This is a genomic window from Chryseobacterium jejuense, from assembly GCF_017877355.1.
Taxonomy (GTDB): domain Bacteria; phylum Bacteroidota; class Bacteroidia; order Flavobacteriales; family Weeksellaceae; genus Chryseobacterium; species Chryseobacterium jejuense_A.
In genome coordinates this window covers 45,184-65,392 of sequence record NZ_JAGIPR010000011.1, presented here as the reverse complement: position 1 = coordinate 65,392, position 20,209 = coordinate 45,184, and the positions used below count along the sequence as shown (strand labels likewise).

General features: G+C 34.7%; 19 protein-coding genes and 2 tRNA genes. 10 read left to right on the top strand and 11 right to left on the bottom strand.

Annotation, left to right across the window (positions count from 1 at the left end):
* The first annotated feature begins 201 nt into the window (after positions 1–201).
* Positions 202–741 (top strand): hypothetical protein, encoded by a 540-nt coding sequence (locus J2772_RS19225; RefSeq protein ID WP_209919564.1) that lies wholly within the window; start codon positions 202–204, stop codon positions 739–741.
* Between the two features lie 59 nt (positions 742–800).
* Positions 801–1,313: a hypothetical protein gene (locus tag J2772_RS19220; RefSeq protein ID WP_209919562.1), complete on the top strand. Its 513-nt coding sequence runs from the start codon at positions 801–803 to the stop codon at positions 1,311–1,313.
* Between the two features lie 207 nt (positions 1,314–1,520).
* Here J2772_RS19220 and J2772_RS19215 read toward each other — a convergent pair whose 3' ends face one another.
* The 4 genes from J2772_RS19215 to J2772_RS19200 form a co-directional block, all read right to left on the bottom strand.
* Positions 1,521–3,176 carry a S8/S53 family peptidase gene (locus J2772_RS19215; protein ID WP_209919561.1) on the bottom strand — a complete coding sequence of 552 codons (1,656 nt, stop codon included), beginning with the start codon at positions 3,174–3,176 and terminating at the stop codon, positions 1,521–1,523.
* Positions 3,177–3,384: 208 nt separating this feature from the next.
* Complete coding sequence (locus J2772_RS19210; protein WP_209919559.1) at positions 3,385–3,981, bottom strand: hypothetical protein; 597 nt, start codon at positions 3,979–3,981, stop codon at positions 3,385–3,387.
* Between the two features lie 13 nt (positions 3,982–3,994).
* Complete coding sequence (gene dtd, locus J2772_RS19205) at positions 3,995–4,444, bottom strand: D-aminoacyl-tRNA deacylase (protein WP_209919557.1); 450 nt, start codon at positions 4,442–4,444, stop codon at positions 3,995–3,997.
* Positions 4,445–4,452: 8 nt separating this feature from the next.
* On the bottom strand, positions 4,453–4,911 hold the full coding sequence (locus tag J2772_RS19200) for a hypothetical protein (protein WP_209919555.1): 459 nt from the start codon (positions 4,909–4,911) through the stop codon (positions 4,453–4,455).
* Between the two features lie 110 nt (positions 4,912–5,021).
* Here J2772_RS19200 and greA point away from each other — a divergent pair, with 110 nt between their 5' ends.
* From greA to J2772_RS19160, 8 genes are all read left to right on the top strand, one after another.
* Positions 5,022–5,492, top strand: coding sequence for a transcription elongation factor GreA (gene greA, locus J2772_RS19195; protein ID WP_115972700.1), 471 nt, complete (start codon positions 5,022–5,024; stop codon positions 5,490–5,492).
* 57 nt (positions 5,493–5,549) lie between these two features.
* The gene (locus tag J2772_RS19190; protein ID WP_209919552.1) at positions 5,550–5,939 is read left to right on the top strand and encodes an HIT family protein; all 390 of its coding nucleotides are present in this window, start codon (positions 5,550–5,552) and stop codon (positions 5,937–5,939) included.
* A 68-nt stretch (positions 5,940–6,007) separates the two neighbouring features.
* Positions 6,008–7,195 carry an ATP-dependent Clp protease ATP-binding subunit ClpX gene (gene clpX, locus J2772_RS19185; protein ID WP_209919551.1) on the top strand — a complete coding sequence of 396 codons (1,188 nt, stop codon included), beginning with the start codon at positions 6,008–6,010 and terminating at the stop codon, positions 7,193–7,195.
* 75 nt (positions 7,196–7,270) lie between these two features.
* Positions 7,271–9,235, top strand: a complete 1,965-nt coding sequence (locus tag J2772_RS19180; protein ID WP_209919549.1) for a T9SS type A sorting domain-containing protein — start codon at positions 7,271–7,273, stop codon at positions 9,233–9,235.
* A gap of 5 nt (positions 9,236–9,240) precedes the next feature.
* Positions 9,241–9,477, top strand: coding sequence for a signal peptidase (locus tag J2772_RS19175; RefSeq protein WP_209919548.1), 237 nt, complete (start codon positions 9,241–9,243; stop codon positions 9,475–9,477).
* A 61-nt stretch (positions 9,478–9,538) separates the two neighbouring features.
* Positions 9,539–10,831, top strand: coding sequence for a peroxiredoxin family protein (locus J2772_RS19170; RefSeq protein WP_209919546.1), 1,293 nt, complete (start codon positions 9,539–9,541; stop codon positions 10,829–10,831).
* Between the two features lie 44 nt (positions 10,832–10,875).
* Positions 10,876–10,949 (top strand) — tRNA-Met (locus J2772_RS19165).
* Positions 10,950–11,192: 243 nt separating this feature from the next.
* Positions 11,193–11,266, top strand: a tRNA-Met gene (locus J2772_RS19160).
* Between the two features lie 93 nt (positions 11,267–11,359).
* Here the strand turns inward: J2772_RS19160 and J2772_RS19155 are convergent.
* The 7 genes from J2772_RS19155 to J2772_RS19125 form a co-directional block, all read right to left on the bottom strand.
* Positions 11,360–11,713 carry a DUF4280 domain-containing protein gene (locus J2772_RS19155; protein WP_209919544.1) on the bottom strand — a complete coding sequence of 118 codons (354 nt, stop codon included), beginning with the start codon at positions 11,711–11,713 and terminating at the stop codon, positions 11,360–11,362.
* A gap of 5 nt (positions 11,714–11,718) precedes the next feature.
* Entirely contained in the window at positions 11,719–12,414 is a 696-nt protein-coding gene (locus tag J2772_RS19150; RefSeq protein WP_209919541.1) for a hypothetical protein, read from the bottom strand.
* 65 nt (positions 12,415–12,479) lie between these two features.
* Positions 12,480–15,731 carry a phage baseplate assembly protein V gene (locus J2772_RS19145; RefSeq protein WP_209919539.1) on the bottom strand — a complete coding sequence of 1,084 codons (3,252 nt, stop codon included), beginning with the start codon at positions 15,729–15,731 and terminating at the stop codon, positions 12,480–12,482.
* Between the two features lie 114 nt (positions 15,732–15,845).
* Positions 15,846–16,115, bottom strand: coding sequence for a hypothetical protein (locus J2772_RS19140; RefSeq protein WP_209919537.1), 270 nt, complete (start codon positions 16,113–16,115; stop codon positions 15,846–15,848).
* Between the two features lie 231 nt (positions 16,116–16,346).
* Positions 16,347–17,645, bottom strand: coding sequence for an HlyD family secretion protein (locus J2772_RS19135; RefSeq protein ID WP_209919535.1), 1,299 nt, complete (start codon positions 17,643–17,645; stop codon positions 16,347–16,349).
* Positions 17,646–17,693: 48 nt separating this feature from the next.
* Complete coding sequence (locus J2772_RS19130) at positions 17,694–17,888, bottom strand: bacteriocin-like protein (protein ID WP_209919533.1); 195 nt, start codon at positions 17,886–17,888, stop codon at positions 17,694–17,696.
* Between the two features lie 70 nt (positions 17,889–17,958).
* On the bottom strand, positions 17,959–20,151 hold the full coding sequence (locus J2772_RS19125; RefSeq protein ID WP_209919531.1) for a peptidase domain-containing ABC transporter: 2,193 nt from the start codon (positions 20,149–20,151) through the stop codon (positions 17,959–17,961).
* Positions 20,152–20,209: the final 58 nt, after the last annotated feature.

The following is a 20,209-nucleotide window of genomic DNA, read 5'->3' as shown; positions in this document are numbered from 1 at the left end:
AAAAAGAGTTGGAACAATTTTAGCATTTAAAAAGGACTGATTAACCAGGATTGTGTTGAAAATGATGGCACATTTTAAAAAGATATTTAAATATTGACAATATCCAATAAAATATGGCGTCAAAAGTATAGAAAACCACAAGGACTTCCATCTTCCAGCCTCTATCTTCCATCTTATTCCACATCCTCAAAATTAATTATTATGAAAAAAAGCTTATTGTTAATTCCATTGATTATTATTTCCTGTAAAAAAGATCCGGCTGTAACAGATATGTCTCAAAAGGACTCTACCATTGTAACGGAAATGCCGGACTCTGTCTATAAAACAGATTCTGCAGCATTGAGAAAGAAAGATTCAATTATTAACAATGCTCCTGCTACTAAGGAGATTTTACGTAAAGGTGTGATGAGAAGTGAAAAAGAAGGCCAGATTGTAAGAACAGCAGATGCCTCCCAGCTTCCTTTCACATTAGGAGAAGAATTTAAAAATAACGATCAGGAGCTTATTTTAAAGCTTACTAATTTTGAACAGTCTAATATCAAAGCAAAGATTTTAACTAAAGAGAAGGATTTTAATATCAGATTTAATCAGATAAAGCTTCCCAATGGAGATTATGATGGTCCTTTCGGAAGAGAGATCACTTATGAAATTCCTGAAAAAGGAGAAGTATGGCTGATTATCGGAAAAAGTAATATGGCTTCAGGGAACACTAAGGGACATTTTACAGTGAGCATTGAATAAAATCAATCAATTTGGTACAGTTTCTGCAAATTAACATCTGAAGTTTAAATTTAAAAATTATGAAAAATATCGTTCTAACAGCAATGGCCGCCTCAGCTGTACTTGTAAGTTGCGGAACCGTACAGTCGCTGGTTCAGAATACATTTCCCTATACAGCGAATGTTTTAGTTTCCACAGGAGTGCCAGCTGATAAAGAAGTTTCTTCAACAGCAACTGCTACCAATGTACAAACGTGGTTCGGAGGAAATAATAATGCCCAGATTAAAGATGTAAGAATCTCTGACGCAAAAATTTCCGTAGCATCTCCTTCAGGAGGAAATTTAAGTGCATTTAAAACCATTAAAATATACGTTTCATCCAGCGGAACAGGAGAGAGACTGATAGCATCCCGTTCCAATATATCTACCAATTCTTCCAGCATGAGTCTGGATCTGAATGATACAGGATTCCTGGATAGTATTGTAAAAAGTTCAGGACTTACCGTAAGAACAGTTTATGAATTGAAGAACCAGACATCTTCAGACATGAATATTAAAGTAGCCCTTAATTTCAGCAGCGTTCCTGCGAAATAATTGTTATAAAAGTTGAGAATAAAAACTCCTTTCCATTGCTGAAAGGAGTTTTTTGTTTTTAATAGAAGTTGAGATAGAAGCTGGGAGCAGGAAGAAGGAAGTTATCAAGGTCATAAAAAATAGCCGTTATATTTTTTTATCTTTTTAGAGATTACTTTATCATACTTTTGGTTATTATACAACTTAAAATAGCTTCCAGCCTTTTACTTATAATTTAGTGAATTTTTCTACAACTCGTCTTGAGCCTTCATTGATATTGATGATATAATGACCGATTGGGAGATCAGATATATTAATTCTTTCACGTGAAGAAACCGTACTTTTTATCACTGATCTTCCATTCATATTGATAATTTCAATATCCAGCTTTTTATCTTCAGCATTTTGAATAGCGATATAATTACTGGATGGATTAGGATAAATTTTCACTTCAAGAGCAGGTAAAGCTTTAGCAGAAGCTGCAGACTTACCTTCCAGTTGTAAAATAGCATTTCTCACATTCGGAAGCGGGCCAATTTTCTTATTTACATCAGTTCCTCCCTGTGGAATTCCTGTAGAAACCAAAAGGCTCCTCATAGCAGCCGGAGTTAAATTCTGTCCTGTAGTCTGACGGTAAAAAGACTGAACAAGTACTGCTGCAGAAGCTACAATAGGAGTAGCAGAACTGGTTCCACTGAAATAATTGTAAGTTCTGTTATTATCATTATCATACTTTGCATAAGATCCATATCCTGCAGCCAGAACACTGCTTCCCCATCCCTGTACATCCACTCTGCTTCCATAAGTACTGAAGCTTTGTTTAGAATGGGTAGTGTTAGGAGTTCCTGCACCTACAATAATTGCACCGCTGTTTCCTCTTGCTCTGTAAGTCGCATAGAAAGGATCATCAAGATCCTGGTTTCCATTTCCTGCAGCCGCAATGATGATAATTCCTGAATCTGTAGCCGCCTTTGTAAGATCCCAGATTACACTGTTATACTCGGCAGGGCAATATTGCCCGTCTTTTCCACCGGTCTGCATTTCATATAAAATAATATCCCCCGCCTGAGACGCATTGATGGATCTGCTTACCGCTGCAGCTCTGTTATACCCAACAGTAGTCCATTCCATATATCCTTTGATCTCTGAAGCGTTGTAAACAGCACCTGTGAGCCCTATATTATCTTTTACAGAGCCTAAAATGCTTACCACAGCTGTCCCATGATCCCGGTAGTTGTTATTAGCTAATCCTGAATTGGGAGAATAGCCAGGCTCCAATTGAATAGAATTCTGGTTGGTTAACATTTCGTGGGTTTTGTAGAAACCATATTCTACATCGCGGATACGGATGTTTTGTCCGGTAATTCCTCTTGACCATGCGTATTTTGCATTGATTCCCGGGTTGTCATTCAGATAAGTCTGTATGCTTTCCAGATCCGGAGTTGCTACAAACATATTAACCAAAGGCGGTTCAACAGGTGTGCTACTCATTACTGATACATATTCTATTTCCGGGAATTTTTCAAGAGTTTGAGCCAGCCTTTGAAAAGTATCATCATCCTGAACAGGAACATTGGCTTTAAATATTCTTTTCAGCTTTTGAACAGACTCACCGGAATTTCCGTTCCGTTTACTGCTGGCGATCATTTCGTTAATTTTTTCGTTGTTGAAACCCAGATCATAAGTAAAGGATATTCCGTTTTCCCTGGCAAATCTTTCCAGTTCAGGATTTTTACTGAGTGCATCCTTGTCTGAAGAGAGACCTTTTGAAAAACATACATAGATCAGATCATTTTGTTTAGCGCTGCGATCCGATGGAGATTGTCCAAATGAAAGGAAGAAACAGAACACCAATAGGGTAAGGAGTTTGATTTTTGTTTTCATATTATTTTTGTTAAATGGTTGTGAATTAGATTGGATAATATCAAAAATAATAATAAAATTAAATCAAATCACGTTTTTGTGAATTTATTTTATAATCAAATTGCTTTTGCCTTTGTGTAAAGGATTTGGTTTGGTTTTTATAAAAAAATACCTCTCAGTTTTGCTGAAAGGTATTTCTTTATTTGGATGTAATGATGATCTAAACTCACTAATATTCAAATAGATTTCCATTAATTTTATGATAAAAAACCTGCTTTTTATTCATGATTTTATATTCAATTCCAATGCTGTCTTTATTGGCATTAACGAGCTTTGCTTCCTGGATAGGTTCATTTCGTTCCTCACTTGGGATATCGATTGATGAGCGTTGTAAAACCTTTTCTAAAATTTCAATGTAAGGAGTTCTACCCATTTCTTTTTCAAAAATACCTTCCTGTTTGTAAATCGCTATTTGCGGTTTAGCTAATGCTCCCGGACGATGTCTCTCAATTCGATAATTATCGTCCAGTTGAATCCTCTGGTAGCTGTCAATGGTTGAAAAATAACTGACAAGAGCAAAAAAAGGAATCATCATGGGCAGAATACTCAAAATAATTCCGGCAACCAAAAGTCCAAAATACGCTTTAATTGCTTTTTTCTTCCAAAGCCGAATGATGATAAAAACTGTCATTGCCAGCCAAAGCCAACTCATAATTTTATCTGTGTAATATCCGGCATAGCTGTATTTATTAAAATTTAAAACAACTTCACTCAGGAAAATGAAGGTCACCACAAAATAAGCGATGACAATATTTTTGTTCTTCATGCGTGTTCTGTTATCAGCTTTTTGTAATCGAATCCATAGTGATAGTTACAGGCCCGTCATTGATTAATGAAACTTTCATATCTGCTCCGAAAATACCACTTTCAGTTTTCAATCCGGATTTTGCCATTTCTTCTTTAAGATAATCAAATAAAGGAACGGCTTTATCAGGTTTGGCTGCTTTAATGAAAGAAGGGCGGTTTCCTTTTTTATAATCTGCAATCAGAGTAAACTGGCTGATGCAAAGGATTTCTCCGGAAATATCTTTTACAGAAAGATTGAGCTTATCATCCTCATCACCAAAGATCCTCAGATTAAGTATTTTCTGTACCAGCCAATCTGCATCTGTTTTTTCATCATTCTCGTCAATGCCTACCAGCAGCATTAAGCCTTTTCCTATTTCCCCAACGGTTTTTCCATCTACTTTTACACTGGCTTCAGAGACTCTTTGTATAACGATCTTCATTTTTTATTCTAATAATAAATATTTAAAGTTTTGCTTGCAGGATCATAATTATAAGAAGTATAAGTCTTAGGAGGAAGAGAGGTTTTGGCCCCGTCCAATGGCTGACCGGTTCTTAAGATCCATTTGGTACCATCCTTTGGACATAAAATTGCAATATCATCCTTTACTTCAAGGGTAGTATCATTATCGGGACATAAATGAGGAGCATTTCGATCATAAACCTTAAATGTATTTCCAACACGAACTATGATTAACCCTCTGGTTCCGGATTGTTGTTCATTAACATAAATCCAGCCATCATCATAATTTAATGCGTTATATGCAGGAAGGTTTAAATTTAAAGTAACATTGATTGGATTGTTTGGAAAGCAGTTCACGGTATCTTCTCTGCTTCCACATGAGTTTATGGATAAATTACTGAAAATCAATAAAATGAAAATAGATAATATCGAAAAAGTTTTTTTCATTTCAATTTAAATTTTTATATATTTGTAGAAATTAAACGATTATAACACGTAAAACATTGTCCGGCAAATGTCGGATTATTTTTTTATACTAAAACTAAATTTTGAAAATTATGGCAAGCTATGTAACAAAGGAGGGCCTTGAGAAAATGAAAGCTGAGCTGGAACAGTTGGAAACTGTGGAGAGACCAAAAATTACTCAGCAGATCGCAGAAGCTAGAGACAAAGGAGATTTGTCTGAAAATGCAGAATATGATGCGGCTAAAGAGGCTCAGGGGATGCTTGAAATGAGAATTTCTAAGCTGAAGGATGTTATCTCAACTTCTAAAATTATAGACGAAAGCCAATTAGATACTTCAAAAGTTTCTATCTTAACTACAGTGAAGCTTAAGAATAATGCAACTAAACAAGAGCAGGTATTTACATTGGTACCAGATAACGAAAGCGACCTTAAAACAGGAAGGATTTCTGTAAACACTCCAATTGCGAAAGGATTATTAGGTAAAGTGAAAGGTGAAACTGCCGAAATTACTTTACCAAACGGAAACAAACTTTCTTTTGAAGTATTAGACATTTCTCTATAGTCTGATAACACCTTTCATTTCTAAACTTCTAGTATTTAATCTCTAACTTTTATCACAATGAGCACTATATTCACAAAAATCATCAATGGCGAAATACCCTCTTATAAAATTGCAGAGGATGAAAACTTTATTGCATTCCTGGACGCAATGCCTTTGGTGAAAGGACATACTTTAGTAGTTCCGAAAAAAGAAGTGGATTTGATTTTTGATCTTGAAAGTGAAGAATACAAAAACCTTTGGGGATTTGCCCAAGAGGTAGCCAAGAAGATCAAAACTGTAATTCCATGTGTAAGAGTAGGAGTAGCGGTTGTAGGACTTGAAGTTCCACATGCTCATATCCATCTTATCCCTTTGAACAAGATGGAAGAAATGAACTTCAGAAATGAAAGACTAAAATTAACGAACGAAGAATATACAGAGATTCAAAACTCAATTATTAATTCTTAAAACACAGAAAATCGTAAAAAAGAAATTTTTTACGATTTTCTTTAACATATACATATATATTATATAATATGAATCCAAACCAATGTTCATTCTGCGGAAGAAAAAGAAATGAAGTACAAATGTTGATTTCTGGGCAGAACGGTTTTATTTGTGAAAATTGTATAGAGCAGGCACACGTTATTGTAAAAGACAGTGCTTCAAAGTCAGGACATTCACCTGCAGACCATATGGAAGATCTTAAAAAGCCCAAAGAGATTAAAGGATTTCTGGATCAGTATGTCATAGGACAGGATCAGGCTAAAAAACAACTTTCCATAGCGGTGTACAACCATTATAAAAGATTACTTCATGCTCAGGAGGAAAACAGAGAAGTAGAGCTTGAAAAGTCCAATATCATCATGATAGGAGAGACCGGAACAGGAAAAACCTTGCTGGCTAAAACCATTGCAAGAGAGCTTAATGTTCCTTTCTGTATTGTAGATGCTACTATTTTAACTGAAGCCGGATATGTAGGAGAAGATGTTGAAAGTATTCTTTCAAGATTATTGATGGTGGCAGATTATGATGTGGAAAAAGCAGAAAAAGGAATTGTCTTTATTGATGAGATTGATAAGATTGCAAGAAAATCAGATAACCCAAGTATTACAAGAGACGTTTCCGGAGAAGGAGTACAGCAGGGGTTACTGAAACTGTTGGAAGGAAGTATTGTAAACGTACCACCACAGGGAGGCAGAAAGCATCCTGATCAAAAGTACATTCAGGTGAATACTCAGAATATTCTGTTTATTGCCGGAGGAGCGTTTGACGGAATCAAAGAAATCATTGAAAGAAGAATGAATAAGCATGCTATTGGTTTCAGTTCCGAAAAAATCAATAAAACCGATGAAGATGAATATGTATTAACAAATATTAATGCAATTGATTTACGTTCATTCGGATTAATTCCCGAACTTTTAGGAAGATTTCCAATCATCACTTACCTCGATAAACTCACAAAAGAGACGCTGGTAAGAATTATGAAAGAGCCTAAAAATTCAATTGTGAACCAATTTGTAGAACTTTTCAAAATGGATGGCACGAATTTGGCAATTACGGATGGAGCAATCGAAAAAATTGTAGAAGAAACTATTGAAAAAGGATTAGGGGCAAGAGGGCTGAGAGGAACTACAGAAAAGGTCTTGGAAGACTATATGTTTTCAATCGGAGAGGAAAAAGAGATTGTATTAACTGAAGATAATATTTTGATTAATAGATAAAAAAGTTTTTTTTTTAAAGAAAAAAATAATACCTTTGCGGGTGAAGATTGTATTAACACACAAATAATTTATACAATGAGAAAAAGTTTATTTGCTATAGGTCTTTTAGCAATTAGTTACTCTGTTCAGGCGCAGATACTATGTCATGTTGACACTAATGCTAATATGTATGTGAGCGAAGGCACCCTAGTTTATAGTGGTGGAGGTGTACAGACAAAAGGCACGGGTCTTTTGGAAATACGCGGAAATGTAATGGTCGTAGGATCAGGCACAGACGCTTTTAAAACGATTGATGCCGCCGGCGCAGATAAAGGCGACGGAGGGAATATCATTTTAAAGCTGAATACTCCTGCTAGCTACGCTACATCTACGTATGGACAGTTGTACATCGATGGATTATCCCAGTCCAATGTTACTGGTGTTGTAAATAAAGAATATAGAACTGATAAGCATGGTAGTGGTGATTTTTACCAACAGATTGCTTTGCCTTTCTATGACAAATTATTAGGTAGCCTTTCTTCGGAGCTTAATAAATCTTTCAGCTCAACCAGATATTCCAAGAATGAAATCTTAAAATGGAACAACGCTACTGTTGTAAGTGACACACAAGCGCCTTGGAGCATGGCTACACAGCCTTTCGGGTACTATATGTTAGGGTCTAATAACAATAACCTTGACCTTAGTAATCCGCCTGCTGCTAATAATGGCGTTTATAACCTTTCAGGTAAAGCATTCACCAATCAGCCCATCGTTAATTTAGTTGATGCTGGTAATGGTGTGGCTTTCGGAGTAAATGGTACTAACATGAATTCTTATGGTGAGAAATATGAGTCTTATTTATTTGACCAATATGAATCTACAACAAGTTCTTGGACAGGTACATATGGTAAGAATATCTATGAATTTGGTAACCCCTTCTTAACAAATCTGGATTTGTCAAAAATCGGATATGTTGAGGGAGGTACAGTTACGGATGGAAATAACATCACCAATATCTGGGGTGTTCAATATTCGCCAGGTGCTGTACAATATGTTAACGGGGTAGGAAGTACATTTACTAATCCTTTGATTATGACTTATGATAGTAATGGTAGGCCAATGGGAGACATCAATAATGTTATGGTGAAACCTATGGGTGTTTTCATTATTAAATTAAGAGATAATACTCCACAGACATTAAACTTCAATACTCTTAGAAGATTTAGCAATACAGCCAGATTAGATGGTACAGATTATAATGTTACTGCTAAAAAATCATTCGGTAGTAATACTGGAACCTTGAAGCAATTGGGTGTAATTGGTTTAGATGCTAATGGTAAAGAAATGGGTAGAACTTACTATGTTGTTTCTGCAAATGCTACAACAGGACATCAAACATCTGTTGCTACTACAGGACAGGCTGCTGCTGGTGATAACATGTTTGTTACCTATGAAGAAAAATTAACAGGAGGTATTGATCCTAATTATAATGCACAGTATTCATTATATATTAATGAAGCTAATGAGAAAGACTACTTAGGAAAAGAGATCGTATTAAATAGTTTTGACTATAACGAGCCTAATCATGTTCAGCAAATTGTTTCATACAAATTTGAAGTAAGAGAAAATACTAACATGATTCCTGCAGGATCTCATCAGTTATCTTCAGGAACAGGATTCTATTATAAATCAGCTAACGGTAATGTAGAGGAGATAAAGCAGGGTGCAATTATTCCTGTAAACTCTAAAACTTATGGTTTATATTACGGAGCTCCTGATAAAGGTTCATTAGCAACTAAGGAAGATAAAACGATAACACTTTCCAGAACAATGGTTGTATATAACCCAGCAATTAGCAACTATATTGTTAGATTTGATAAAAACTGGAAAAAAGCAGATATTGAAGTTTATGATATGAGTGGTAAACTTATCATCTCTAAGAAAGCAGTAGATGCATCTAAAGATTTCGTAATTGAACTTGATGGTTCAGTGAGAAGCTCTTATGTTGTAAAAGTGGTTTCTGATAAAGGAGTAGTAGTTAACACCAAAATCTTAAAATAAATAATATGAAAACTATAAATAAACTAGTATCCGCTCTTTTGCTTTTTGTGGTATCATTTGCTTATGCAGAAGAAAATAATACAATCCCCCCGGCTCCAGATGCAGTAGCAAAGGCAGGTAGTGGAGGAGGTGGTCCAGGTGCACCAACATCGCCCATTGATATGTATCTATATTTGCTTGCTGTAGTAGCTATTGTATTCATTGCATTCTACACAAAAAAGTATAAAAGTATAAAAGCATAAAATTTTATTAAAATAATAAGAAACTCTCTGATTAGTCAGAGAGTTTTTTTATTTTTACTCTATGAAAAAGATTTATACACTATCTGCGGTTTTAGCTGCATTTGCACTGCAGGCTCAGTTTACTGTTACAGTTCAGACACCGTCAGATTTTAAAGATCAGGATGCCATTCTATATACACTAAACGGTTCAAAAGATATTATTGTTACCAAAGAACAAAGTAAGAATAATATATGGACGTTTAAATATCCAAATAATTATATGGGAATGATGAAGATTTACTTCCCTACCACTAATAACACTGTAAGCTTTATTTCTGAAAATAAGAACGTAAATATCAAACTTGATATTCAGAATAATAAAGTGAAGGATGTTACTTATCTGGATGAAGCCAATGAGCTAATGAGCAAACAACAGGAAGGTTCTCAAAAGAAAGAACTTATTCTTCCTGCATTAAGCCAGATTAAAGAATACTATAAAGATAACACAGACTTTGGAAAAGCTTTGAAAACAGAGATTGACAGGCTTTCCGGTACAACCACTTCCTTTGATGCTGCTAAACATCCGTTTATTAGTTATTATAATACCAATTACAGTAAGTTCCTGGGAAATCCGACAGATAGTACTAAAAAACCGGATCAGGAGGGAATTATTAATTTCCTTGACAAGTCTAATGATATGCTTGAAAGTTCATCCTTGCTGAGACCTGTATTAGTTGCTTATCTGAATTCTGGGGGGAATACGAATGTTACAGCTTCAGTAGATAAGCTTTTAGATCGTTTAAAGGTAGAAACTCCAAGAGGGCAGACCGTATTATCTGAGCTAATCGACATTTTTGATGTTTATCAGATGGATGATTTTAAAACTAAATACCTTGGATTGGCTAAAAATCTTAAATGTACCATTAATGATAGATTGGCTTCCACATTGAAATCCAATGCAAATATTGAAATGGGAGCAATATTCCCTAATAATAAGTTCCAATCGGCAACAAATACCACTGCGAAATCAATCCATGATGTGAAGGCTGATAAGAAGGTTATTGTCTTCTGGTCATCTACATGCTCACACTGCGAGACTGAACTTCCGAAGTTATTGGAAAAATACAACGATTTAAAAGCAAAAAATATTCAGGTTATTGCCCTGTCTTTAGATGTGGATAAAGATGCTTATTCTAAAAAAATTGCTGCATTTCCATGGATTAATGACTCGGAATTGAGAGGATGGAACAGTAGTTATGTAGATACATACAATGTTCATGCAACCCCGACGTATTTTATTTTAGATGCTAATAACAAGATAATCAATAAACCAGATCATGTTGGGAATGTTTTAGAATATTTTAAGTTAAAATAATTTTGGAGGTAAAAAATATTTTTCTATATTTGCACCACCAAAACGGCGAGGTAGCTCAGTTGGTTAGAGCGCAGGATTCATAACCCTGAGGTCACGGGTTCAATTCCCGTCTTCGCTACAAAAACCGCAATCATTAGTAAATGGTTGCGGTTTTCATTTTTATAAAATAGCTTTCATTTTTCAGAATAGCTTTCCCTTATAGTTGTTCGCTCCCCTTAGAAAATGTCATCTGAAGACTTCAGTTTTATTTTAATTACCGGCATATTTTATTCTGTATGTTTCATGTAAAAGATATTTTGAACTTTATTTTCGGCATAGGAATACAGATAAAAATATTTTTCTATATTTGCACCACCAAAACGGCGAGGTAGCTCAGTTGGTTAGAGCGCAGGATTCATAACCCTGAGGTCACGGGTTCAATTCCCGTCTTCGCTACAATAATAAACCGCAACTATTTGATTATCAATAGTTGCGGTTTTTAATTTGTACGGTAGATTATTTTTAACTTAAATTCAAAAGTAAAACATCTTAAGAAATGCCATGTTTTTCAGTATGTCCTTTGTTAGTAACTTCAATTTTTCCACCTGTTCCGCACATACAAAATGAATCCTCTGTAAGAATTTTGTAATTGTTAATAGTATCTTTCTCTGTAGTCTTTTGCCAAACTGTTGGAGCAGGAATACATGGTAAATATCCACCTGAAGTAGGTTTTAACTTGCATTGCCCAAAAGGTTTGATATTTACATTTACCTGTTTATCCTGTTCTGTAGCAATATGTTTTCCTTCAGCCGTAGAGAAGTTCTGACTGGTAACACTTAGGTTACTTGGTGTTGTTCCCTGGTTACAGGATATTTGGGCAGTATCAGTGATTTTTTGTGACATTAAAGTTATTTTTTCTCATATAACACTTCAGCAGAATCATTATGTTTTCCGTTTATACACGTAACTTTCAATACCTCTCCATTATTACCATCTATAATGATGATTATTCTTGCTCCAAATTTACCTTCATATTTTCCCCTATAATTAATAATATATAGTTTTTGAGAACCTCCGTCGTAATTTTTATCTATATGGGTATAATCAGAGAATAAATCAATTTCGTTCTTTTTACAGTAATCAATAATGTCATCTGCTGTTATGGTGTATCCTTTGTCCATATCTGTTTTTTTGATAAGTTTTCCAGAGTCATCATATTCATATTTAATTCCTATAGGGCCACCGCCGTTTCTAAAATTCACCCATTTATGTTGAATGATACCTTTAGTTGAAAATTCTTTATGGATAGTAAATAAAGAGTTTTTTGGCGTTGAGTCGCTAAAATAACCGCTTTCATTATCTCCGAAAATACTTACATCATTTCCGAATTTATCCGTATAAATCAAATTTTCTGATTCATCTTTATTTTTATTAAAGTATTTAATGTCAAAATGTTCAGTTTTATCATCGATTAATTTCTTGTAGTCGTATTGAGTATTCATTGTATTGTGCTTTATTGAGATTGGGGCTTTAGCTGTTTTTTTATCCTGCGAATTACAGGATGAAATAAATAATGTAAAGCAGATATAAAGTAGTTTTTTCATTGTTTAATAAATTTTTAGATTCCAGCATCTTCATTATCTAATTTATAAAAATATGAGATAGTATTCTATTCTTTTTCCGATCTACTTTGTAAGATTGCCCATTGCCAGTGATAGGTACTGATAACAGGTAGCCCTTGTAAATCGGAATAATCCATTATATTATCTGTAATGTACTGTTCAAAAGTAAATTTCGAGTCATTATCAAAGCTATGATATAGTCCCATTGAATGGAATACTTCATGTGCAATAGTACTATCATTAAACCCAGCTTTGAAAACGAGTATTGTTTTTGCCGCAGGATCATTCATAGTTCGACCAATTCCTGCAATATGTGGGTTCTCTTCATTTATGAAATATACTTTGTAGGTATTCTGATATTTTTTCTTTCCATACTGTTTATAAAGCTCTTCATTTAAGTAGTCGGATAAATTATCTCCTATGGAGTTTTCAATCCATTTATCACTTCCTCCTTGTGGGTTATTAATTATATTGGCAATTCTATTAAAATTCCTTTTTCTATTATGGACTTTTTTAGTAACTGGATCAATATCCACATGAAACTTTAAAGTGAGAGGGTTTTCAAAGAAAGGATTAATTAGGGCTTGATTCATATATTTTTTTAACTCAGCTTCCCTTCCCCTTGGTATACCTTTTCTTACGCCATTTCCAATATTAGTCCAAACTTGAATGAATACTACCTTTGCTTTAAATCTTTTCTTGTTTTGAGCAATGCGAAGTTTTCCTGCTAAAGATTTTTCTTCTGTTCCTTTAGAATCCTTATAAGTGGCAATAACTTTAATCGGCTGTTCGCTTTTAAGTTCTTTTAAGCAGGTTATTGTTATTTCTATTTCATGTTTTCCTACAGTAAGAGGAAGAGGTTTATTAGCTATGGTTAGTAATTTATCATTATATTCAAACTCTAACTTTTCAGGCTTTTTTTGAATATTTATAATAGTTCGTAGCGTGGCAGTGGTATTGCTGTAAGTTGATGTTAGTGTTGTTGGGATAACCTTTCCATTAGGTTGTTTGATGTTTTTTACAATGGTTTTAGGATATAAAGTTATCCACGGTACACAATAGTTTACCATCACTTTTTTTCCCTTTTTATTTTTAACACTATACGCATGAGGGTTAAAGTTTGACATTAAAGAGATAAAGTCATTTTTGTCATTGATAAAAAAACTTACGGGTGGTTTACCGTCTTCATTTTCATAAACCTGAAATAAAGCACCACTCGAATCCCTATATTTCCCAACTTCTTTTCCATAGTAAACATCGCCAGGGATTTTGGTATCTCCAACCCTGACCCAGTCAAAGCCATACCCTTTTCCTCCCCAATCATTTTTAGGTCTAAAGCTTACCAAGCATCTTTCATCTACATAAACAGGAACATATTTGTAATTCTGTGGTTTATTTGTTTGGTTATTTCCTTGTTTACCATGCATATCTACAATGCCCTTACTATTTACAACTGTACTTTGATCTGAATGCATAAACAACTTTTGAGTTCCTGCCACATTGGTTTCCTTTGCTTCAATTTTTATCTCATTTTCAGAATTAAATACAGCTTTACCTGCTTGTGTATGAAAAAACTCTGTAATATTTTGCAATAAGGTTGGAGTGTTGACAAGCATTTTTTGTAAAATAGTGAGTAATGCTGTATTTACGACACTCATTGTCAGGTTGTTTCCTACATTCATTTCCAAATTATTACCGGCTTCAAATATGATATTGTTAGGCGCATTTATCCTGATATTTCCCTCTCCATCCAAATGTATAAAATTGGTACTTCCATCTTCTGTACGAATGCTTCCCTGTCCTTCGGTGTCGTTTAAAATGAATTTATTTCCACTTCTTGTCTGAAAAGATTTTATGTGGTTATCCGTTCCACCGCCTAAACCTATCTTTCCATGAAACATACCACCCATTGCGAATGGAAAATCAGGATTGTGATATTCAAAACCTATCATCACCTGATCTCCAATTTCGGGAATGGCAACAAAACCTCTATTCTGACTTATCGTACCTGTACCTCCAGCGTCAGGACTCATCATTCTAATAAAATGAGTGTTATCATTTAACTGCCAATCGAATCTAACTTGTATTCTTCCTTGATTCAATGGATCAACATTGGATATAACAGTTGCAACCTGTGGCTCGGCTTTAGGCATCACAAAAACAGGTTTCGGCATAAAACCTGTTCCCTCTGCAATAGCTTCAAAACTTCCCGTATAATAGCCTCTTGTATCTACCTCGTGATTTACTTCTGTAATCATTAAAGTTGTAAAATGTGAAGTTTGATTACTGTCTGGCTTTCTCATTGCCAAATCTGCTACACAACCTATATAAAGGAAAGGAACTGTTGTTTTACCTGAAACAGTGAAAACTTCTACTGCCTTACTTCCTCTTGCACTTCTTTGAGAATCATCTACATCAAGGAACATATTAGGATTTAAAGGAGCAGGAGTCAATGAACGGGTTTTAAATATATTATTATTGAGTTCATAGGTTTCTGATGACAGCTCACCTAAATGCCTGATGTTTTTATCAATACCTAGCATTTTTGCATTACTACTGCTACTATACCCAAAGTATTCAGTTTTGGTATGTACAGCATTCAGTTCTATCTGTATATCACTAACATTACTATTATTAATAAGTTTGATAGATTTTTCATGAAATGGCAACTTACCAAAATGAAGTATCTCACCATCATAGTAAAACTGTTCCCCGTAAGCTTCTGCAATTCGGGCAAGATAGTTATAATGTGTTTCGCAATACTGTGCACTGTAATTGATATAACTATTGTTCTGGGTGTCTATTCTAAAATCAAAATCATTTGTACCCAATGCTTCTTTAATCACTCTGTCACCAATAATGGAAGTATTTACAGGTTGATTACCTCCAAAGCTTTGAGTATGTGGAGCAGAATCCATCAGAATTGTTGGGCTATTTCCTTTTAGCACAATATTTCCCAGACTCATTTCTTCCTGACTAAATGCAACTTTCATAATAACACCAATAAATGTTCGTTCTGGACTTTCATTTTCAGGATCTTTATATTTAAATGTTACGGTTAATCTTTTCCCGAAAAACTGTTTTGCCTGTTCAAGATTATGGTTTTGTGCTTCACCCAAAGAATCGTGTGATAGGGTGAGTTCAAAGTTATGATGTGTTTTTGCACTTTGTTGTAGACGGAAGTGTTTAAAGTGGCTGATAGGTTTTCCATCAATCACAATATCAAGCTTCACCACACGGTTAATACCTGCTATATGATTTTCTGATATTTTATCTGAATTTGAAGTGTTTTTTTTCATGAGGATTTGTGTGTTTTTTAATATATCACCAAATGTAGATAAAAATAGTGCCAAAATTGAGTTTTTTTGACACTGTTTTAAAAATTGTAGTAGAACTACGATTATCTAAAAAAACTATAGTTTCTCAGCAGTTGTAAAAAATTTATTTTCGCTATTGTAAAATTCAAGAATATTGTTATTTAATACAAAATATTCTCCTTGGCTTACATCTTCTTTATAATTATACCTCACTCCATTTTTAGAACTTATTTTTTCAACTTCATTATCCATAGATTCTCCATTCTTAAAAGTAGTTCTAATAAATGTTTTTCCGTTATTTCCGTAAATAATATATAAGGAAAATGTATAATTTTTTCCCGTCTTCGCTACAAAAACTGCAATCATTAGTAAATGGTTGCAGTTTTCATTTTTATAGAATAGCTTTCATTTTTCGAAATTGCTTTCGCTCATTGTTACTCATTCTCCTTAGAAAATTTCATCTGAAAATTTCAGTTACTCCTATTTACTGTTTTGTATTCCTAATGTAAAGATGTTTCAATAGGAAAAATATGGGCATAAAAAAGCCGTTTCCTTGAATTGAGAAACGGCCACATTTTATTTGTTGTAAAGCTTCTATTAAGCCTGATAGCCTAATAGCTTTCTGATCTGATAGAAGAATCTTTCAATAAGTCTTAGATCCTCAGTTACAATTTCTGCACTTCCTCTAAGCTCTTTATCAAATTTCAGATTTTTATTATAGCTTGTTTTTAATCCTTTTGGTAACACTACATCTACATAGTAATTTCCTTTATCATCAGGAATAAGTGATATGTTCTGAACTTTTCCTTCTACAATTCCATATTCCTGGAAACGGTAGTTATCCAGTTTGATTAATACTTTTTCCCCAGGAAGAATCTTTCCGGAGTTTACCGTAGGAACAGACATTCTGCCTACTAATTTCTCCTTATTCTTAGGAAGGATAGATATAATAGCTTCTCCTGCTTTTACGAACTGATTTTCGCCGAAAAACTGCTGGAAGCTGGCAACACCATCCGTAGATGAAATAACAAGGTAATTTTGCTCCCAAAGTTTTAGAGCCTTTCTTAGTTGTTCAAAAAGCTGTAAGGTTTGTGAAGAATAATTAATTTTGTCTTTCTCGGTATTAATTACTGTTCCGCTTTTGGTTTTGTTAAGATTGGAAATTCCTTCTTCAGCCTGCGAAATAGAAATATTGATATTTTCAAGATTCTGTTGAGCCTGAAGATATTTGATCTTTTCACTTTCAAGTTCCATGGCAGAGATCACTCCCTGATTGAATAGTTCCTGAGACCGTTGGAAATTTTTTCTTGTAAGATCATATTTGGCGGATTCCAGGTTTTTTTGCTGTTTTAAAGTGGAAATTCTTGCTTTGGACTCAGATAAACTGAGGTTCGTCGCCAGATTTTCAGGAGCATAAGGCTGTAATCTTGTAAAAAGCTCCTCATCCTGAAATGCTTTTGCAAAGCTGTTGTATTCTCCTTGCAATTCTCCTAATTTGAATCTGGAGGTTTGAGCAATAGGAAAAGAGCTAAGCTGATTAGGAGATATTGAGTCTACCAGTTTTTTTAGTGCTATAACATCTTTGTAATTGGCAGCAGACAACATCACCATCAATACATCATTCTTCTTTACTTCCTGATGATCTTTAATGAATATTTTTTCAATCTTGGAATTGATTCTTGCTTCTAATTTTTCCGGTGGATTCTGAGAGGTTACTATAATAGGAGCTGGTACAAATTCCGGATATTTTATAATGTAACTCATTGCAAAAATGAGCAGGATAATTACAAATATAACCGTGTTTCCCCAGCGAATCATCCAATTAGGTGGCTGGGTAAGGATATCTTGTACACTTTCTGAGCGGAGTTCAATATTGTCTAAAACGTCTTCTTTCATTGTTTTCTGAGGTAAAATTTTCTCCCAATATTTCAGGGGGAATATAATTTAAATACGTGGGCAAGTCCCGTCATACCATGATGGTGGTGAAGTGTCTGCGTCTGGTGGACATTCAAAATGATGCATACGACATGGCATCCAGCTACCAAGACACCATGATCCGCAACAGTTGTCATCCGGAATTATTACACCTCCACTGATAAAAACTAAATCTTTTCTGGAAAGTTTTTTTAGATTTTTCATAATTAATAGATGTTTTTAATTTCCTACTCTATAAGCTTTTCGGATTCCGCTATATGTTGATTCTCTTTGGTTAATTTCCTAATTCAAGCTGGTTTCTCACCAATCGGTAATATTCACCACGAAGATCTACCAATTCGGCATGGCTGCCTTCTTCTACCACTTTTCCTTTATCCAGTACAATAATCTTATCAGCATGTTTTACAGTAGAAAGCCTGTGAGCAATAACTACTGCTGTTTTACCTCTAAAGAATTGTTCAAGGTTTTCCATGATGATCTTTTCATTATTGGCATCCAATGCAGAGGTAGCTTCATCAAATAAAATATATTCGGGAGATTTATAAACAGCTCTCGCAATGAAAAGTCTTTGCTTTTGTCCGCCACTTACTCCAACTCCTTCATTTCCGATTTTTGTATTATAACTTAACGGGAGGCCTTCCACAAATTCTTTAATATTGGCTATTTCTACTGCACGTCTTAATTTCTTTTTATCAATATGATCTTCACCAACGGCAATATTATTAGCAATTGTATCATTGAATACATATCCTTCCTGCATTACAACTCCACAATGGTCTCTCCAGAAGCGAGGAGAAATGTTCTTCAGTGCAGTATTCCCGATTTTGATATCTCCATGGTCTGGCTCATAAAACTTCATCAGAAGTTTCAGTAAGGTTGTTTTTCCACTTCCACTGGCTCCAACAATTGCGGTAGTTTTCTGATACGGAATAGTAAGGTTCAGGTTTTCAAAAACCGGGACATCGGATCCGATGTATCTGAATGACATATCAGTAATCTCAATATCCTTTTGTGGAATTTCCATTGCATATTGTTCATCCTTATTTTCTTCATCTTCTTTGTCGTGAATTTCACCCAGTCTTTCAAGAGAAATTTTGGCATCCTGAGTTTGTTTAATGAAATCAATAAGCTGAAGAAGCGGGCTGTTAAGCTGTCCAATGATATATTGAACAGAAAGCATCATCCCTAAGGTTAAGTTGCCGCTTAATACCAACTTTGCAGACAGGAAACTTACCAGAATATCTTTCATCTGATTAATGAAGTTCCCTCCTACAGATTGCCATTGCTCTAAAGACAATGATTTTATTCTGATTTTAAATAATTTTACCTGCAGAAATTCCCAATCCCATCTTTTTTGCTTTTCAGCATTATGCATTTTGATTTCCTGCATTCCATTGATAAGCTCAATTACTTTACTCTGTTCCTGAGAAACCTGGGAAAATCTTTTGTAATCAAGTTCTTTTCTCTTTTTCAGGAAGAAACTGATCCACCCGATATAGGCTATTGCCCCTACAAGATAAACGATGAAAAGTCTGTAATCATAAAACAGAAGGACAATACTGAAGATAATCAGATTGACTAATGAAAACAGAGTGTTTAATGAAGAACTTGTAAGGAGCTGCTCTATTCTATGGTGGTCATTAATCCTTTGCATAATATCTCCGGTCATTCTGGTATCAAAGAAGCTGATAGGAAGCTTCATCAGTTTGATAAAGAAATCGGAAATAATCGAAATATTGATTCTGGCAGAAAGATGGAGAAGAATCCAGCTTCGGATGGTCTCAATACCCATTCTGCCGAAGAATAGCATAATCTGTGCAAGCAGGACAAGGTAAATAAAGTTAATATCCTGATTCTGTATTCCGACGTCTACAATACTCTGAGTAAGAAACGGGAAAACCAGGGATAGTAAACTTCCTGCAAGAAGTCCTACTGCAAGTTGAATAACAAGTGATTTGTATTTAAGAAGATATTTGGAAAGAAAAGAAAAGCTGGCTTTACTTTCTTCATTGTCAAATTCGGTTTGAAAGAAGGCCGGTGTTGTTTCCAGTATAAGGGCTATCCCTTCCTCAGTGTTTTCGCTGGCATTTTCCCCAATCCAGGCTTTGATGAATTCCTCCTGATTATAGGTAATCAGTCCGTAGCTGGGATCAGAGATGTATACCTTGTTATTTTTATCGACCTTATAAACAACCACAAAGTGATTTTTATTCCAGTGTACGATACATGGAAGTGGAACTTCTTCTACAAGGGTTTTAAAGTCGACCTGAACTCCCAATGAACGGAAACCCAAATTCTCTGCAGCATCACTTAAGCCAAGAAGGCTGCTTCCTTCACGGGTAGTTTCAGAAAGGGCACGGATTTGTTGCAGGGATATACTTTTACCGTAATATTTACTTACAATTCTAAGACATGTAGGTCCACAGTCTTTAGTGTCTGGTTGTTTATAAAAAGGAAATTTTCTCAAAACTAATAATCATTATAAAATGCCGTCATATTCTGACGACATTTTTGCTTTATTCAAT

What these genes read in the sequence shown, in the direction of transcription:
- J2772_RS19225 (WP_209919564.1), top strand. Translation starts at nt 202, where the DNA reads ATGAAAAAAAGCTTATTGTTAATTCCATTGATTATTATTTCCTGTAAA.
- J2772_RS19220 (WP_209919562.1), top strand. Translation starts at nt 801, where the DNA reads ATGAAAAATATCGTTCTAACAGCAATGGCCGCCTCAGCTGTACTTGTA.
- J2772_RS19215 (WP_209919561.1), bottom strand. Translation starts at nt 3,176, where the DNA reads ATGAAAACAAAAATCAAACTCCTTACCCTATTGGTGTTCTGTTTCTTC.
- J2772_RS19210 (WP_209919559.1), bottom strand. Translation starts at nt 3,981, where the DNA reads ATGAAGAACAAAAATATTGTCATCGCTTATTTTGTGGTGACCTTCATT.
- dtd (WP_209919557.1), bottom strand. Translation starts at nt 4,444, where the DNA reads ATGAAGATCGTTATACAAAGAGTCTCTGAAGCCAGTGTAAAAGTAGAT.
- J2772_RS19200 (WP_209919555.1), bottom strand. Translation starts at nt 4,911, where the DNA reads ATGAAAAAAACTTTTTCGATATTATCTATTTTCATTTTATTGATTTTC.
- greA (WP_115972700.1), top strand. Translation starts at nt 5,022, where the DNA reads ATGGCAAGCTATGTAACAAAGGAGGGCCTTGAGAAAATGAAAGCTGAG.
- J2772_RS19190 (WP_209919552.1), top strand. Translation starts at nt 5,550, where the DNA reads ATGAGCACTATATTCACAAAAATCATCAATGGCGAAATACCCTCTTAT.
- clpX (WP_209919551.1), top strand. Translation starts at nt 6,008, where the DNA reads ATGAATCCAAACCAATGTTCATTCTGCGGAAGAAAAAGAAATGAAGTA.
- J2772_RS19180 (WP_209919549.1), top strand. Translation starts at nt 7,271, where the DNA reads ATGAGAAAAAGTTTATTTGCTATAGGTCTTTTAGCAATTAGTTACTCT.
- J2772_RS19175 (WP_209919548.1), top strand. Translation starts at nt 9,241, where the DNA reads ATGAAAACTATAAATAAACTAGTATCCGCTCTTTTGCTTTTTGTGGTA.
- J2772_RS19170 (WP_209919546.1), top strand. Translation starts at nt 9,539, where the DNA reads ATGAAAAAGATTTATACACTATCTGCGGTTTTAGCTGCATTTGCACTG.
- J2772_RS19155 (WP_209919544.1), bottom strand. Translation starts at nt 11,713, where the DNA reads ATGTCACAAAAAATCACTGATACTGCCCAAATATCCTGTAACCAGGGA.
- J2772_RS19150 (WP_209919541.1), bottom strand. Translation starts at nt 12,414, where the DNA reads ATGAAAAAACTACTTTATATCTGCTTTACATTATTTATTTCATCCTGT.
- J2772_RS19145 (WP_209919539.1), bottom strand. Translation starts at nt 15,731, where the DNA reads ATGAAAAAAAACACTTCAAATTCAGATAAAATATCAGAAAATCATATA.
- J2772_RS19140 (WP_209919537.1), bottom strand. Translation starts at nt 16,115, where the DNA reads ATGATTGCAGTTTTTGTAGCGAAGACGGGAAAAAATTATACATTTTCC.
- J2772_RS19135 (WP_209919535.1), bottom strand. Translation starts at nt 17,645, where the DNA reads ATGAAAGAAGACGTTTTAGACAATATTGAACTCCGCTCAGAAAGTGTA.
- J2772_RS19130 (WP_209919533.1), bottom strand. Translation starts at nt 17,888, where the DNA reads ATGAAAAATCTAAAAAAACTTTCCAGAAAAGATTTAGTTTTTATCAGT.